Consider the following 16,309-nt stretch of genomic DNA (forward strand, 5'->3'; position numbering starts at 1 on the left):
AGTAGGCCAATGAAATGAAGTTTCTCATCAATAGAATATCTGGAACCTTTTCGGCCCATAAAAAATACTCCTTCCTAAGCAAACAGGTTTTAATTATTTACCTGTCTACTTAAGTAGGAGTATAGCCTATTGAGAGACTCATTTTTTTATTAAGCTAAAAATTAGAGGCTGCGAATCAATTTATGCTGGCGGTAGTCCAACCATTCTAGGATAAAAAGGACGCTGGTATATAGCAAACTTGCCAAGCAAAAGAATCCTAATTGTGACTAAACTAACCGTTTACTGGCTGTCATTTCAGTCAAGTGTGTGCCAATTGTTGGCAGTAGCCAAGATATATATTTAAACCAAGGATAGCTTTGCTGGATATAAGCGGAGATTGTGCCGAACAACGCTAACACTAACATGATCCCCGCTGAAATCCGGACAGAAATCAGCTTTGCCCGTTGGAAGAGCGACCCTAGTGCCGTGCCTAATAGCAAGCAAAGTAAGTACACACCAATCGCATACAATAGGGCTTTACTTGAAAAAGTATTACCAAAGAATTGCCCATTAGAACTGAACTGCCGCACTAACGCAAAGATAACGGCAAAGCCAGCCAATAATAGGCCAACAGTTAAATCTGCCAACCATTTGGTAAAAATTAAATTTGAATAGTGCTTAGTCCGCAGCCAAAATAAACTTTGAAGTTGATCATCAAACTTGTGATTCATACTATAAGCCACCAAAGCTTGCCCGATAAACAAAAAAGTTGCCAAACTGATCAAACTCGGCGCAAACCACTGGGGTCCAGTGGTAAAAGATAGCGCGACAATAGCGACCCAAACCAAACTTACGCCTAAAACAGGCATATTGTGATTTAATAGGCCTAATAAAAAGCGACTTGGGGCAAATAGTTTAGATCGCATGCACAACCTCCAAATGAAAACCTGTTTGGATCAGTTCTAAAACCAATTGATCACTCTGAACGGCGGGAACGCGTAAGACCAACGTCCGCGCAGTTCTTTCAATAATCATCTCGGCAGTGACTGTCTCGGGTAATTGCCGCATGGGTGTCGCTTCAGTGACTTGAATTTGATAAGCTTGATGGTCTCTGTCCGTTCTAGTTTTTGTAGCAGTTTGGGGTACTAATTTACCACCTGCGACTTGTAAAATTGTCGGCTTAATGACCAATAGCGGCTGAATTTCATGACTGGCAATCAAAATATTCTGATAATCATCCCGCTGCTGTAAATGCTGGATCAATTGCTCACGGGCAGTTTTATCTAGCCCGCTTAAAGGCTCATCCAGCATTAAAATGTCAGCTGTCTGCACGAAAGCCTGAACTAAATTTACCTTTTGTCGGGTCCCCGTTGAGAGATCCATCATTTTAGTCTTTCTGTATGACTGTAAGCCAAAAATAGTTAGTAGTGTTTGGCACTTTTGGCGTGCTTGTTGGGGTGATACATCAACCGCAATCAACGCTCGCAAAAACTGTGCAACGGTTTGTGGGCGTTGCTCTAATTGGCTGGGGGCATAGGCAAATGTCAACCGATGCGTATGCACCGTGCCACTAATGCCACCCATCAACCCCATCACAATATTAAACAAAGTCGATTTTCCTGAACCATTGGGCCCAGTAATTAAGTATGTGGTCTGGGGTTTGAATGTAAAGGTAACTTGCTTGAATAGCTTGTGTTTGCCAAAGTGCTTTGTCAATTGCTGAATTTCGATTGGTTCCCCCATCATACACCTCATATTGACAATAATTGATTACATTACGTCTAGAATTTGAATTCAGTATAGTCGTTTTAACAAGCGAGCGCAAAATAAATAAGGGCCAGAAACAAAATACTGATTTTATCCTAACCTCTATCTATTTACCGGTATTAACTTATCTGTGCGCCAACTATAAATCCTAGCGCCACTAGTACGATGAAGAATACCACTAAAAAAACGAGCAATTTACGATTGTCTAATTTTCGGCGAAAATACTCTGAAACTAAATAACCGATAATTAGAATTGGAATCCCTAAGCCAAGCGTTGCCACCAGAACGGCATACCTAGAATTAACACGAGGTGCTGATAACGTATAACCAGCAAGTAAAATCGGGACAGAATGAAACAATAACCTCTCATATTTAGGAAAATTCATTCGTTTGGCCCATTGATCACCTCATAATTGTCGCCAAAAGATACATTTCTTATCCTAACTGGTTTCTGGCTGACGCTTCACGGCACTCTTCAATAAGAATGGCGCGAGTAATGTGGTTAAAATAATCGCCGCAATAATCGCCGCATAATATTCACTGGAAATCAGCTTTGCTTGATACCCAATTTGGGCAATGATCAAGGCCATTTCTCCACGAGAAACCATCCCGGCCCCGACCATATAAGACGTTCGTAAATCAAACTTGGATAGGTAAGCCCCCAGACCTGCACCCACCAACTTCGTAATGGTCGCCACAACTGTCAAAATTACGATCAACCAAATATCGCTAGTTATGCCATCTAATTTCATATTCAAGCCAATACTAACGAAGAAAACCGGAATAAAAACCGCATAACCGATGGGCTCAATATGGGCATCTACCACCTGCTTAGCCGAAGTTTGGGAAATCGCAATACCAGCGAAGAACGCGCCAACTACAGAACTCAAACCAATGAGATCCGCAATATAAGCCATGCCAAAACACAAAATGACAGCCATAATTGTTTGTCCCACCGGTAAATATAGTCGCTCTCCGATTTTGGCAAAAAATGGCGCTACGAATTTGACCACAAAGTAAATGGCAATAAAATAAAGAATTTGTTCCACTGAAGTCACTAGTAAGCCTGGACCATTGCTGGCGGCATCACCGGCAGTGCCACCTAATAAACTAACCATCACTGACAAAATAACGACGGCTAAGATATCGTCCACCACGGCGGCACCTAAAATTGTGGCGCCTGCTTTACCTGATAACACATTAAGCTCTTTCAAGACGGCAACAGAAATCGATACTGAAGTTGCGGCGAATATAACACCTAAAAAAATACTTTCTTTAAAGTTCATTTGAAACATTTCAGCTACACCGAAAGTGCCCAAAACGGGTAGAACAACACCTAAAATAGCCACAATAAAGCTGGGTCTGAGGTATTTCTTTAATAAGCCCAAATCACTCTCGATGCCGGCCATAAACATCAAGATGATGACTCCAATCTCCGAAAAGATATGAATAAATTCATCAGGATGCACCCAGTTCAATAATGCCGGTCCTAAAATAATACCGACGATAAGCTGCCCAATCACTGAGGGAATCCCAATACGCGCGCTAAAATGTCCTACTAGCGATGTCGCAATTAAAATCAAAGCTAAAATACCAAGAAATGTCATCTGCATCCAATCCTTCCACGCAAAAAAACGCAAACTCAAACCGCCTTCTCTCACCCCAGAGAAAGCCGATAACCTTGAGCTTACGTCAACCGAAATAACTATTTACTTACTTTATATTATAAATGATTCTTATTGTGTTGTCGAATATACTAAGATTTTTTGATTTAAACGCGTTTCAAAAGGCACTGAATTCACCTAACGACAAATCACTTGAATGGAAAAATCGCATTCATCGCCATTTTTGTTAGTGCTTAAACGCCTTTTGTCTCGCTCGCAAGCTGATCTGTCAATATCATTCCAGTATATAACACGGCATCTTTGGTGGTATCAAAAGCTGGCGAATAGGCCAGATCTAAGTGGAATAAATCTTCCGCCTTAGCCTTAAATGTCATAGCCGTGGCCAACACATCGATTCGTTTATCCACACCAGCGCCACCAATAATCTGTGCACCTAAAATACGATGCGTTTTTTTATCTGCCAGTGTTTTTAAAGTCATGGTCTGACTCTTAGGCATATAATCTGGAACATTCGTTTTCTTATCTTTCAAAACTAGAAAATCATATCCGGCTGCTTGGGCTTCTTTTTCAGTATAGCCGGTTTGAGCAATTGTTAAATCAAAGAAGCGTAAGATACTCGTCCCTAAAATGCCTCGATGTCGCAGCGAACCACCCGTCATCGCATCACCAGCAATCCGACCCATTTTGTTGGCCGTTGTTGCCAACGGTTTCCAAAGCGGGCGCCCATCAATGACAGAGAAACTTTCAGCCACATCACCCACTGCATAAACATTGGGCAAATTGGTTTGGAAGCGATCATTGACCGCAATTGCGCCGGTCGTGCCTAACTTGACACCAATACTTTCCGCCAAGCGCGTGTTTGGTTTGACGCCAGCAGCCAAAATCACGATATCTGGTTGATAATGCTGCCCCTGATTCGTATCTAAACCAATGATGTGGCCATTCTGTACTTGGGTCTTGGTAACCGTTTCGGCCAACGCCAGTGAAATGCCCTTTTGACGTGCGTAGGTCTCAGCGATTTCAGCCATATCGCCATCAAAATTACCAAGAATGTGAGCACTGCGTTGAAAGATTTGCACCTGAATGCCTAATTTCGTGAGTTGTTCTGTCATCTCTAAACCGACATAGCCAGCCCCAACAACGGCAGCTGTTTTGATTGAATGCAACGCTAAATAACTTGCCAGTTCACGGCCGCTTTGCACGTTGCGCACATGAAATAAATTATCAGCGTCAATATCTTTAAAAGCGGTTGGGATGCCGTAACGAGCGCCCGTTGCCAGCAGCAATAAGTCATAGTGATCTGTGAAAACGGCACCAGTATCTAATGCTTTCACCTGTAAGGTCTGCTTATTGCTATCAATTGCCAAGATTTCATGGCGTGTCTTTAGATCAATTTGATAATTTTGTTTGAACCATTGGGGGTCCCGGGGGGTCAGTTGATCAAAGTTGGCGACTTCGTGACCAACGGCGTAGGGAATACCGCAAATGGCGTAAGAGATATCAATATCCCGATCATAAATTGTGATTTCAGCTTCTGGATCATTGCGCCGTGCTTTTGTCGCGGCAGTGGTGCCCGCGGCCACCGCGCCAATGACAACTATCTTGGTCATCGTTTTGCCTCCAAATAATATTGTACGCTAATTATATCTAAAAGCATCTCGCTAAGCCAAAACTAACGCCTAAGTTTCAGTCGTTACATGGCCGTTACGCCGCCGTCTACAGTAAACTCTGCACCTGTAGTATAGCTTGATTCGTCCGCAGCCAAATAGACAATCAGCTCTGAAACCTCCGCTGGCTTAGCCGCACGTTTAAGGGGCACCATTTGTAAAAATTGAGCAACTTGAGCTTCAGTATCCGACTGATGAATCATCGGCGTATCAATCACGCCCGGATGAACAGAATTTACGCGGATGTGATACTGACTTAGCTCAATCGCTGCCGCTTTCGTCATTCCGCGAACCGCGAATTTAGTGTCGGTATAGCCAATTGCACCGCCAACTAGGCCATTGATCGAGGAAACATTAATAATTGAACCACCATGTTCACGCATTTGGGCGGCAACATTTTTCATACCCAGGAAAACACTCAGCTGGTTGATTCGAAAGATCTTTTCATAATCAGCAACGGATAGATCAAAAATCGATTGTGCTGAGGTCACACCTGCATTGTTCACTAGCACATCTATTTTGCCAAACTTTGTCATGGTCGCTTCGATGACCTTTTTCCAATCCACTTCCTGCGTGACATCTTGTTTCACAAATAAAGCCTTATCCTGTCCAAGTTCAGCGACTAATTTGGCCCCATTGATATCATTAATATCTGTCAAAACAACTTTCGCACCTTCAGCAGCGAATAAACGCGCATGCGCCACGCCCATGCCCTGGGCAGCACCGGTAATAATTGCAACCTTATCTTTTAAACGTGCCATTTTAAACCCTCCTTAGCTATTAAGGTTATTATAGCAAGATGGCAAGCCTTAAGAAAACGATTACAACTTTAAATCAATTGTACAATTTCTCATTACCACCGCCACAATCAATCCAACCGCTTATGCTACAATAGATAGGTTCATAAATTTTAATGTAGCAAGGAATATGTCTTATGGTAGAAAAGTCACAACGTATCATTTACATCGATTTCATTCGGATCATTTCAATGCTTGGTGTCATCTTATTACATGTCAGCGCTGTCCCACTCCGGGATAAAATTGGTACCAGCAGTTGGCATATTGCTAATTTATTGACTACTATCGCCACCCCAGCAGTCCCTTTATTCTTCATGATTTCTGGCGCGTTGCTCTTACATAGCCGCCGCACTGCCGACCTGAAATATGTCTGGCGGCATCGAATTTTAAAGTTATTTATGCCTTTTTTACTATGGTCGATCATCGCCATTTTAGTGTATGGTCGTTATAAACACACGTTAACACCTCAATCCTTTTGGCAGGCCATCGTTGCAATGCCGAATGTCCCCACTGCTGAAGCTCTGTGGTTCATGTATCCCATGTTTGTGCTATATATCCTCTCACCCATTCTCAGACAAGCAATCACAGCTTTGTCGCAAAAAATGCTTCAATATTTTTTACTCATTTGGCTGATCACCAACAGTGTCTTACCAACTATTGCAACTTATGTGCCGCAAAATTACAAGGTCGCCTTTAACTTCAATAGTTATTGGGCCTTAGTCGGCGGTTACTTAGGTTATTTTGTTTTAGGCTATTATTTGCGGACTTACGGTTTAACCAAACTCAAGAAATGGCATTTATGCTTGATTAATTGCTTGCTCGTCTTATTAGTCACGCTTGAAACTTACGGTGCCAGTTTGCAAATGCATCAATATAATGACCACTTCAAAGATTACGTTCAATCTTTACCCATACTTTTCCTATCCGTGGGTATCTTTTTATTATGGCAAAAAGTCGACTTTAATCTTTCAGCCCGGACGCAGCACCATATCCGTTCGTTAGCGCAATTGAGTTATGGGGTCTACCTGATCCACAACCTTATTGTTCTAGTAATTACCGATCCCCTATATACCTGGTGGCACTTGCCGATCACCTTACAATTAAGCCTTAATTTTGTTATCGCGACTACGCTATCCCTAAGCATCATCTGGATAATCACTAAGATCCCCATCGTGAGGTTCCTATTAGCCGGTGAATACGATCGCTAATTGACCACGGTTGGAAAATAATTGGAACAAGGTATAGAATGGGTAAAGTTTATGTAAGGAGATCATTTTTTTGCAATATTTTTTGGATAAATTACCTATTCCCGTTTGTGGCTTGATTCTGGCCATCGCATCCTTGGGTACGCTTGCCAAAAGTTATCAGTTACCATTGGTGGGTGATGCGTTAAGTATTTTTGCCCTAGGATTTTTGAGCCTTGTAATAGCCAAATTGATTTTTCGACCCCAGAACAGTAAAGCTGCTTTAAAACAACCAACCATTGCTGCTGTTGCACCTAATTTTTCAATGGCCATGATGGTACTTGCGGTATTTTTAAATCAGATAAAAATGCTCAGCATGGTTGCCACCACTATTTGGTACCTTGGTGTTATCATTCAATTCTTATTGCTTATTTATTTCACCGGTCGCTTCGTATTGACTAAAAAGTTAAAATTAACTGACATCTTACCAAGCTGGTTCATCGTTTATGTGGGGATCGGTGTGGTACCACTAACGGCAGCTCACTTTAACCGCCAATTAGGCATTGACGTATTGAATCTGGCCTTGATTCTGTACTTATTTTTACTACCTATTGTGATTCTACGTTTGCTCAAGTATCCGCGGGTTCAACACTCAAGTCAGCCGTTATTAACGGTTATTGCAGCACCGGGTTCATTATGTTTAGCCGGTTACTTAAATAGTTATACACATTATCATATGGTCATCATTGCAGGCTTACTTGTTTTGTCACAGATACTTTACCTTGTGGCACTCTACTATATGAAGCGCGCCATATAATAATACCTGTGGTAGTTGAAAAAACTTAGTTCCATAAGCATTTTGTGATTGAATAAAATTAAATTGTGTCATAATAAAAACTCCCTTTCTTGACTGACACACGCTGTCTCAAAAGAGAGTTGCTAAAACATTTGATTTGCTTTAAAATACAAATCTGATATGCTCTAACTGAATTACAAAGCGAACATTGGTCGTGATCGGCTTTGTAGTTTCACCAGCATGTGTCTATTCTTGGTTGCCCATTCGGCAACTTTTTTAATTTCTAACAACAAAAAATGGACTAAATAGCTCCAGTTAGCTACTTAGTCCATTGGATTTAATTTGTTTTTTAACTATCCTTAACTTGTCCTTTTGGACTGGTTTGCGGTATAATTAACCTACAAATTAAGAACAATGTTCAGTCGATTTTAACTTGCAGGTCTAAATCGACTGAATCTAAGTAGCTGTCCTGTAGCTACTTGCTAAACCAAAAATCCCTGATTCCTCGTGAATCTGGGATTTTTCTGTTTAGCTTGATCTCTTTATTCGGTTGTTAAATTAATCTTAGTCTAGCATAGCGCTTACCTAGCGGCAACTTTATTTGGTTTTGTATATTTTGCCAGCTTTTTTCTAAATATCATTGTCTGAAAAGGCATTAAATCCTCCTTGCAAGCGTTCTTTGGAATCAGATGGTGATTCTGTGCTATTTTTAGGTGCTTCTGGAGCTTTTAGTTCATCTTTAACATAAGGATCACCTTGAGCCTTTAACCGTTCAATTTCGTGAATTAAAGCGGTTTTAACAAGTGTGGTTTTAGGAATTAATGATTTATCAAAGTAATCAAGGATTTCTTTGTCGACAATTTTCTCGGGATTTAGTCGGACGTTCAAGGTTTTAACTTTTCCCATGATTACTTGCTCCCTTCATTTTGAGCTTGTTGACTTAATCCGTACTTATAAAAGCCGTTAACATTAGCAACTTCTGTATTTTTAACAATGACTGCGTTAGTGAAAGTAGTATTCAAGATTTTTTGGTTAAGCAAATTGGCTCCACCACCGGTAAAGAACAAAGTATCAATACTATTAAGGTTCTTTAACGTTGAAGTTACATTAGCAACTAAGCGCCGGGTAAACCGGTCAATTTCCTTGCAAACCAAATCAGTAATATCATCTTGACGATTTTTAGAAAATCGGTAGCTCCAATGATGTTGCTGGTTTCCCATTCGTAAATCTTTTTCTAATTGATAAAGGCTAGTATCACCATTAATCCCGTTGGCAATGGCTTCATATAGATCATTTACGCCGGTATTAAATTGATGGCGATTTTTGCCACTTAGCTCAAAGTTTAAAATCGTATCAATCAGTATTGTTCCACCGCCTACGTCAACAATGCCGACTTTTTCGTCTAATAGATCTTTATTCTGGATAAAGCCTTCATCATCTAGTAATTCGTTATATAAGGTGCCGATTGGTTGGGGCAAAATATAAACTTTACGAACTCTTACCGTCACGATTTTATCGTCAATAGTAACTTGGTGTTGGCCCTCTAAGACTTTTAATAAAGCTTTTAATTGTCCTTGGTCAGCATAATCTCCAGTTGGAAGTCCAGCAGTGACGACTACTTCTAAAACTTGATCTTTAGCCGCTTTGAAATCACTTGCTAGTAATTCCAGCGCAAAATTGGCTAGTAATTTAAATGCTTCACTATCGTATCGAGCACCATACATGATTGTATCCGCTAAATATTCGTCAAGGTGAAGTCCGTCAATATCTCGACCCCATACGTACTTATCGTCGCTAAAAGGGACTGAATAAGTGTGTAGGTCATTATTCATTGTAGAATTGCCAACTGACATCGGCATGTCTGCTTGGTTTAAATATCTTGAAGGCAGTACATATTCAGCTTTGCTACTTTTTAATTTGGTCTGTTTGTTTCCTAAATCTAAGCTAAAAATATCCATAAAGCATTCTCCTTTATTTGCATTATATTGTGTATATACAAAATACCACATTACATGCTATTTGTAAATAAACAGAATCACAAAAAATGCAACTAAATTAAGTTGCATTACAAAAAGCACCGCTTTGTTAGTCATTTTCGTTTAATCTTGTATTTCTTTCGATACCTGATAAAGGTCGTTCGTTTAATGCCGGTATTACGGGCAACATCTACATCACTCATACCACCTTGATAGAGCTTAAAAGCATGTTGCAAGCGGGGATCGTCTTGGGTGTATTGGGGTTTGCGGCCATGATATTTACCTTGCTGAAGTAGTTTATGGGGTCAATGGAACATCCATACGAAAAGTAGCGGTAAGATCCCGAACAAAAAATCAGAAACGTTGATTTAACAGCGTTTCTGATTTTTTATATTGGCTTTATTTAAAAAGAGCTCTGGAACATTCGTACGAAAAGTAGCGGTAGACTTTAAAAACCGAACAATCTTATTTTTCGTCTGCTTCATCTAATGGTCTTAAATGACCATTTTCTAACGCTTCATTATATTGGAACGTGTACTTACCGACAAAGTTAATGTGTTCAAACATCAGTGGCGATAATTTGCCGATCATGTCGTCAGAACAATCAAACCCTTCTGATTGCATCTGCGTCACAATCTTTTCCAGGTAAACGGTATTCCAATAAATAATAGCATTCGTGACTAAACTGAGAGCGTTTAGTTGTTCTTCCATACCATCAAAATACGTTTGATAAAGCTTCCCTTTCCGACCATAAAAGATGTTTCGACAAAGCGCGTGCCGAGCTTCACCTTTATTTAGCTGTTCCAAAAAGCTCTATTTTTTTCATTCTATTCATCTCCAAAGTAATTGTGATTTATATTTTCTAACCAAAAATCGATAATGATAACCAGAGGCCACATAGGGTAATAAACAACACTGGGATCGTGGTTACAATTCCAATTTTAAAATAAGTCCCCCATTTAGTTTTAACAAAGTTGACAAGCCATTGGAGTAGCTCTTATACTATACATAGATGATCGTCTATGTAATGGAAGGAGAAAAAATGGATTATCAAAATTACGTTCAAATGCTAAAAGCAATGGCTGACCCGAACCGCCTAAAAATCATTGATCTGCTTTCATGTGGATCACTTTGTGCTTGTGATATCCTCCAGCATTTTGATTTTTCTCAACCCACTTTGTCTCATCATATGAAGGTTTTGCAAAATGCAGGTATTGTGTTTGCGGTAAAGGACGGGAAATGGCAACACTATTCCCTACAAAAAAGGTTTGTCCAAGAGTTTAAACAGAATACCGACCAACTGTTAGCCGCTGATGAGCACTGCCTTTGCCAACGGTCTGATTGTGAAAAAGATGTTGCCAATTAAGTTTTTTTAAGTAATACATAGACACGTGTCTATGTAAGGAGCTGAAAAATGATGGAAAAGTATTCGCCACAAGAGATTAATTTAACCAAGTACCTATTTTTTACCGGCAAGGGTGGGGTTGGCAAAACCACGGTTGCCAGTGCCACTGCAATTAGCTTAGCTGATGCTGGTCACCGAGTTATGATCGTTTCCACTGATCCAGCTAGTAACTTGCAGGACGTTTTTAAAGTTAGTTTAACCAATCAGCCAAAGCCGATTCCAAACATTTCCGGTTTGTTTGCTGCCAACTTTGATCCGGTCATTGCTGCGAACGAGTATCGCGAGCAGGTTATTCAACCTTATCGAGGCGTGTTGCCCAAAGAAGCCATTCAGAATATGGCTGAACAATTATCAGGCTCGTGTACGGTTGAAATTGCTGCATTTAATGAATTTGCCAACTTTCTAACTAGTTCCAAGATTAATCAGCAATTTGACTATATTATTTTTGATACCGCGCCGACCGGCCATACCTTAAGAATGCTGCAATTGCCTTCTGCTTGGAGTAATTACCTGGATAAGAATGATCGTGGTGCATCCTGTATCGGCCAACTAGCTGGCTTAAATGATAAGAAAGCTATGTATCAAAAAGCGGTTGAAACTTTAGGCAATCCTCAAGCGACGACTTTGTTTTTAGTTACCCGACCACAAAAAGGCGCCCTTCTGGAGGCACAACGCGCTTCACATGAGTTGGCAGCCTTAAACATTAAGAACCAGCAACTAATCATTAACGGTATCTTAAATCAGCCAACCGACGCAGTTTCTCAGACTATTTTTAAACAACAGCAAGCTGATTTGCAGAATATGCCAGTCACTTTAGACCAGCTACCCAAGTTAGCAATCCCATTGCGAGCATACAACGTATTGGGATTAGCTAATTTACGACTACTATTGAAAGACCAGCAGCCGCAAATCACTGAGGAACCGGTTACTGCTAGTCACTTTCCTGATCTGGATGTTGTCGTGAAGAATTTAGTGCAGTCAAATAAAAAAATTATCTTCACCATGGGCAAAGGTGGCGTTGGTAAAACAACCGTTGCCGTTCAAATTGCCCAAAAGATAGCTGCTCAACACAAAACCGTGCACTTGGCTACCACTGACCCAGCTGATCATTTGAAATACTTCAAAATCACAAGTCCGCTGATCAAGGTGAGCCATATTGATGAGAAAAAGTCTTTAAAAGAATATCAAAACGAAGTTCTCACTACTGCTAAAAAGACCATGAAGTCTAATGATGTTGATTATGTCGCTGAAGATTTGCGTTCACCATGTACTCAAGAAATTGCTGTCTTCCGAGCTTTTGCTGAGTTAGTCGCCCAAAATGATAGTGACGTCGTTGTGGTTGATACGGCTCCGACTGGTCATACACTCTTACTGTTAAACTCGACCCAAAGCTATGCTCAAGAAGTTGCCCATACTTCCGGCAGCGTCCCACAAGCAGTCGTTAATCTGTTACCAAGACTACAAGATCCTAAGCAAACTGAAATTGTTATGGTAACGCTACCAGAAGCCACGCCGGTTTATGAATCAATGCGGTTAGATGACGATTTGAAGCGAGCCAGTCTAGCTCATACTTGGTGGGTGGTCAACCAAAGTATGTTGGCAACTCAAACCACTGATCCATGTTTGCTGGCTCGAGTGCAAAGCGAAGTTAAATGGATTGATCAGGTAAAAGAGCTTTCGAATAATCATTTTGCTGTTATGCAATGGCAACCAAATTACGAAAAAACGCTTTTAACGGTTTAATTAATTAAAGGAAAAAAATAATTAATCAGTTTAGGAGGTATCATGCAAGTCTTTTTTGCCGTTGGAATTTTCTTACTCACATTATTATTCGTTATCTGGCAACCTAGAGGATTATCAATTGGATGGACAGCCGTTGGTGGTGCAATTTTAGCATTATTGTTTGGCGTGGTGAGTTTTAAAGATGTTGGAACAGTTACCGGAATTGTCTGGAATGCCACCTTATCTTTCGTGGCTATTATTCTGATTTCACTCATTTTAGATCAAATCGGATTTTTTGAATGGGCCGCCTTACACATGGCTCGCTGGGCAAACGGTCACGGTATTCGCATGTTTATTTTGGTGACCACCTTAGGCGCCGTCGTTGCTGCCCTTTTTGCTAATGATGGGGCTGCTCTGATTCTTACCCCCATTGTTTTAGCAATGGTTCGTGCCTTACACTTTGATGAAAAGCAAGTTTTCCCTTTTATTATTGCCAGTGGCTTTATTGCCGATACCACTTCTTTACCAATGATTGTTAGTAACTTGGTAAATATTGTCTCTGCAGACTTTTTTGGAATTTCCTTTTCAGCGTATGCGTTAAGAATGTGGATTCCTGATCTATTTTCGCTGTTAGGTAGTATTGGTATCCTGTATCTTTACTTTCGAAAAGCATTGCCACGAAAATTTGATGCCACTCAGGTTGCGGAACCCAGTTCTGCACTAAAAGATCAGCGACTTTTCAAGTTTTCATGGGTCGTCTTAATCCTCCTATTGATTGGTTACTTTAGTAGCGGTTTCTTAGGAATCCCCGTCTCCTTTATCGCACTGAGTATTGCGGCTATTTTTCTGATAGTTGGTCAAAGAAGTTCCCATGTTAATGCGATGGCAGCGATTAAAGGAGCTCCTTGGAACATTGTCTTTTTCTCAATCGGTATGTATGTCGTAGTCTACGGCCTTCAGAACGTTGGTCTAACAACATTATTATCAGGTGTCATTACCGAAATCGCAAAAGGTGGTCGGTTTGCTGCCACAATGGGCATGGGCTACTTAGCAGCACTTTTATCGTCATTAATGAATAACATGCCGACCGTCATGATTAATGCACTATCAATCAAAGGCGCTGACGTTTCAGGGCTCATCCATCATACGTTAGTGTACGCAAACATAATCGGCTCAGATTTGGGACCTAAGATTACCCCAATTGGCTCTTTGGCTACATTAGTCTGGCTACATGTGTTAGCTCAAAAGGGAGTTAAAATTAAATGGGGGACTTATTTTAAAATTGGAATTGTAACCACGATCCCAGTGTTGTTTATTACCCTATGTGGCCTCTGGTTATCATTATCGATTTTTGGTTAGAAAATATAAATCACAATTACTTTGGAGATGAATAGAATGAAAAAAATAGAGCTTTTTGAACCAGCAATGTGTTGTTCAACCGGTGTTTGTGGTCCCAGCGTTGATAAGGAATTGATTCAAACAACGGCCATTCAGCGGTATGTCAGTGTGAATGCACAGGGGCAGGCCATGTTCATTCGTCGTAATTTAACCCAGAACCCCGATGCCTTTGTTCGAAATCCGATTGTTGCCCAAGAACTAAAACGTCAGGGTATAAATGCTTTACCAATTACGTTAGTGGATGGTCAGTTGGTAAAAACCGGTGAATACCCAACCATTAACGAGTTTAGCAGTTACTTAGACATGGATTTAGTAGCTGCTTTGGTTCACTAATAGTTTAGATGGAGGATTAATGATGACACAAATTTATTTTCTATGTACTGGAAATGCTTGTCGAAGTCAAATGGCTGAAGGATTCGCTAAAAAAATTTTAGGCAATGATTGGCGCGTTGCCAGTGCGGGAGTCGAGGTGCATGGCTTGAATCCATTGGCTGTTAAAGTTATGGCTGAAAAAGGAATAGATATTTCCCAGCAAACATCAAAGTTAATTGATCCCGATTATTTGCTTCACAGTGACCTAGTTGTCACCTTATGTGGAGACGCTCGTGATCGCTGTCCAGTCACCCCACCAACGGTCAAGAAAAAGCATTGGCCACTTCCAGACCCGGCTTTAGCAGCTGGATCCGAACAGGATAGAATAGTAGTTTTTCGGAAGGTCAGAGATCAAATTGAGCAGCAGATTATTGACTTAGCAAAAGTCGGTAACCTCTGAGGAATCAGTAGGTCCGTAACCAATACGAATTTTAAAATAGCGGTAAAAAACCGTATATTCAGATAACAAACATTCTGAGTGTTCGGCTTCCTACCGCTACTTTTCGTATGGATGTTCCATTAACCCCTTTATGTTCTAATTGTATTTGTGTAAGTTTTTGGTTGGCCCTTACTTAAATAAAAATATAAACTCTGTCATAGCTTTTGTCTTCTCGTGTACGGGGAAAGAATGGGTCACTTTCAAATTGAGCAAAGGCACAATATAAATATCAATTGCCTAACGGCTGTATGATCAATCAAGAGTAACTTTTATTTTTAGTGTGAATTGTTCTAGTAACAGTAATTAAAAAACAAAAAAGTGTGACATAACCTTAAGTTACATCACACTTGGCGATTAGATATGCAGGGACCTTTCCAGTTCAGTTAACTCTTTAGAATTTTGCGAGTTAGGAAAGCAATGTATACAGCTCCTTATCTATTCTGCAGTAGCAGTGCTTAAAACCCAGTTAAGCCAGTTTTTCACAGTGCTACGTCGTCTTTTTGCAGTTGTACTACTGCGCACAGACATAGCATTGTCTAATAAGACATGATCGATATAATCATTATCAAATTCACCACCATTATGAAGAGTATTTACGAATATTAAATTAAAGCATTTGGTTGATAGGATTTGTTTAATAATAATTTTATTTCTATTATCAGAGTTAGGTAAATCGGCAACGTATTTTCCTAGTTTTGTCAACTCAAATTTTCTTTCAACTTTGCTAGCAAATCCTAGATAACGAAGAGCGTTTCCATAATAATCACCTTGTCGTTCATTAAACTGGTAGTCACTACCTAATTCAAATTTATCTTTAGGAGTCCGTAAATGCTGCAGCATGTCCAAAACACGCGTAAGACTATCTGCTTGTGGAAATGTGATGGTATCTTTCAGATTAGGACTATCCTTACTGATTTGTTTAACATTTTCAAGAGTAATAGCCAAGCTTTGATCCACAATGAAATTTACTTGTTTAACACGTCGAATACTTGAATAGTTGTTCGGATCTGTGAATTCAAATACATGAAAAGCGTAGACATTGTCTGCATGTGTAAGATGGAACTACTCCGTGTCAAGTAGACAACTTAAATAATTAAAATGCTTATGCACTTTTCTTAACGGCATGGCACCCATATTCGTTGGGGGTCATGCCGTTAAGTGTTTCTTGGCGACGTTTGTTGT

16 protein-coding genes and 3 pseudogenes are annotated in these 16,309 nt (G+C 40.3%); 7 read left to right on the forward strand and 12 right to left on the reverse strand.

All coding sequences use genetic code 11. The annotated features are described in order from the left end of the window. Positions 1-266: 266 nt before the first annotated feature. The 6 genes from FHQ08_RS11545 to FHQ08_RS11570 form a co-directional block, all read right to left on the reverse strand. Positions 267-905, reverse strand: a complete 639-nt coding sequence (locus FHQ08_RS11545; protein ID WP_230914539.1) for a hypothetical protein — start codon at positions 903-905, stop codon at positions 267-269. Further along, entirely contained in the window at positions 895-1,722 is an 828-nt protein-coding gene (locus tag FHQ08_RS11550) for an ABC transporter ATP-binding protein (protein ID WP_230914540.1), read from the reverse strand. Before FHQ08_RS11550 ends, FHQ08_RS11545 begins: the two co-directional genes overlap by 11 nt. Positions 1,723-1,865: 143 nt before the next feature. Then, positions 1,866-2,132 (reverse strand): hypothetical protein, encoded by a 267-nt coding sequence (locus FHQ08_RS11555; protein WP_230914541.1) that lies wholly within the window; start codon positions 2,130-2,132, stop codon positions 1,866-1,868. 54 nt (positions 2,133-2,186) lie between these two features. Beyond that, a complete protein-coding gene (locus FHQ08_RS11560; RefSeq protein WP_230914549.1) occupies positions 2,187-3,353 on the reverse strand; it encodes a cation:proton antiporter in 1,167 nt (388 codons plus the stop codon). Between the two features lie 251 nt (positions 3,354-3,604). Further along, positions 3,605-4,981, reverse strand: a complete 1,377-nt coding sequence (locus tag FHQ08_RS11565; RefSeq protein ID WP_230914542.1) for an FAD-dependent oxidoreductase — start codon at positions 4,979-4,981, stop codon at positions 3,605-3,607. An 83-nt stretch (positions 4,982-5,064) separates the two neighbouring features. Next, the gene (locus FHQ08_RS11570) at positions 5,065-5,799 is read right to left on the reverse strand and encodes a glucose 1-dehydrogenase (protein ID WP_230914543.1); all 735 of its coding nucleotides are present in this window, start codon (positions 5,797-5,799) and stop codon (positions 5,065-5,067) included. 173 nt (positions 5,800-5,972) lie between these two features. Here FHQ08_RS11570 and FHQ08_RS11575 point away from each other — a divergent pair, with 173 nt between their 5' ends. Together FHQ08_RS11575 and FHQ08_RS11580 are read left to right on the forward strand one after the other, a co-directional pair. Continuing rightward, on the forward strand, positions 5,973-7,043 hold the full coding sequence (locus FHQ08_RS11575; RefSeq protein WP_230914544.1) for an acyltransferase: 1,071 nt from the start codon (positions 5,973-5,975) through the stop codon (positions 7,041-7,043). A gap of 70 nt (positions 7,044-7,113) precedes the next feature. Then, positions 7,114-7,836 (forward strand): SLAC1 family transporter, encoded by a 723-nt coding sequence (locus FHQ08_RS11580; protein WP_230914545.1) that lies wholly within the window; start codon positions 7,114-7,116, stop codon positions 7,834-7,836. Positions 7,837-8,445: 609 nt separating this feature from the next. Here the strand turns inward: FHQ08_RS11580 and FHQ08_RS11585 are convergent. From FHQ08_RS11585 to FHQ08_RS13060, 5 genes and pseudogenes are all read right to left on the reverse strand, one after another. After that, a complete protein-coding gene (locus FHQ08_RS11585; protein ID WP_003625713.1) occupies positions 8,446-8,721 on the reverse strand; it encodes a hypothetical protein in 276 nt (91 codons plus the stop codon). 2 nt (positions 8,722-8,723) lie between these two features. Continuing rightward, positions 8,724-9,773: a ParM/StbA family protein gene (locus FHQ08_RS11590; RefSeq protein WP_230914546.1), complete on the reverse strand. Its 1,050-nt coding sequence runs from the start codon at positions 9,771-9,773 to the stop codon at positions 8,724-8,726. A 131-nt stretch (positions 9,774-9,904) separates the two neighbouring features. Continuing rightward, a pseudogene (locus FHQ08_RS11595) lies at positions 9,905-10,081 on the reverse strand (helix-turn-helix domain-containing protein); the annotation flags it as partial. Positions 10,082-10,256: 175 nt separating this feature from the next. After that, positions 10,257-10,598, reverse strand: a pseudogene (locus tag FHQ08_RS11600) (Tn3 family transposase); the annotation flags it as partial. Positions 10,599-10,653: 55 nt separating this feature from the next. Next, a pseudogene (locus FHQ08_RS13060) lies at positions 10,654-10,761 on the reverse strand (ArsB/NhaD family transporter); the annotation flags it as partial. A gap of 72 nt (positions 10,762-10,833) precedes the next feature. On the opposite strand from FHQ08_RS13060, the gene FHQ08_RS11605 reads away from it, so the two are divergent. The 5 genes from FHQ08_RS11605 to arsC are packed head-to-tail and all read left to right on the forward strand — an operon-like array spanning position 10,834 to position 15,088. Then, on the forward strand, positions 10,834-11,157 hold the full coding sequence (locus FHQ08_RS11605) for an ArsR/SmtB family transcription factor (RefSeq protein ID WP_003582114.1): 324 nt from the start codon (positions 10,834-10,836) through the stop codon (positions 11,155-11,157). Positions 11,158-11,208: 51 nt separating this feature from the next. Then, positions 11,209-12,939: an arsenical pump-driving ATPase gene (gene arsA, locus FHQ08_RS11610; RefSeq protein WP_202860989.1), complete on the forward strand. Its 1,731-nt coding sequence runs from the start codon at positions 11,209-11,211 to the stop codon at positions 12,937-12,939. 42 nt (positions 12,940-12,981) lie between these two features. After that, entirely contained in the window at positions 12,982-14,277 is a 1,296-nt protein-coding gene (locus FHQ08_RS11615; protein ID WP_003582109.1) for an arsenic transporter, read from the forward strand. 36 nt (positions 14,278-14,313) lie between these two features. Further along, positions 14,314-14,649 (forward strand): arsenite efflux transporter metallochaperone ArsD, encoded by a 336-nt coding sequence (gene arsD / locus FHQ08_RS11620; RefSeq protein WP_230914547.1) that lies wholly within the window; start codon positions 14,314-14,316, stop codon positions 14,647-14,649. Between the two features lie 22 nt (positions 14,650-14,671). Then, positions 14,672-15,088 carry an arsenate reductase (thioredoxin) gene (gene arsC / locus FHQ08_RS11625; RefSeq protein WP_004563097.1) on the forward strand — a complete coding sequence of 139 codons (417 nt, stop codon included), beginning with the start codon at positions 14,672-14,674 and terminating at the stop codon, positions 15,086-15,088. A gap of 474 nt (positions 15,089-15,562) precedes the next feature. Here the strand turns inward: arsC and FHQ08_RS11630 are convergent, their stop codons facing one another. Next, the gene (locus FHQ08_RS11630) at positions 15,563-16,084 is read right to left on the reverse strand and encodes a DUF7226 domain-containing protein (protein WP_230914548.1); all 522 of its coding nucleotides are present in this window, start codon (positions 16,082-16,084) and stop codon (positions 15,563-15,565) included. Positions 16,085-16,309 lie beyond the last annotated feature (225 nt).

Origin of the sequence: Agrilactobacillus fermenti (genome assembly GCF_021030645.1) — a bacterium.
Lineage (GTDB): Bacteria > Bacillota > Bacilli > Lactobacillales > Lactobacillaceae > Agrilactobacillus > Agrilactobacillus fermenti.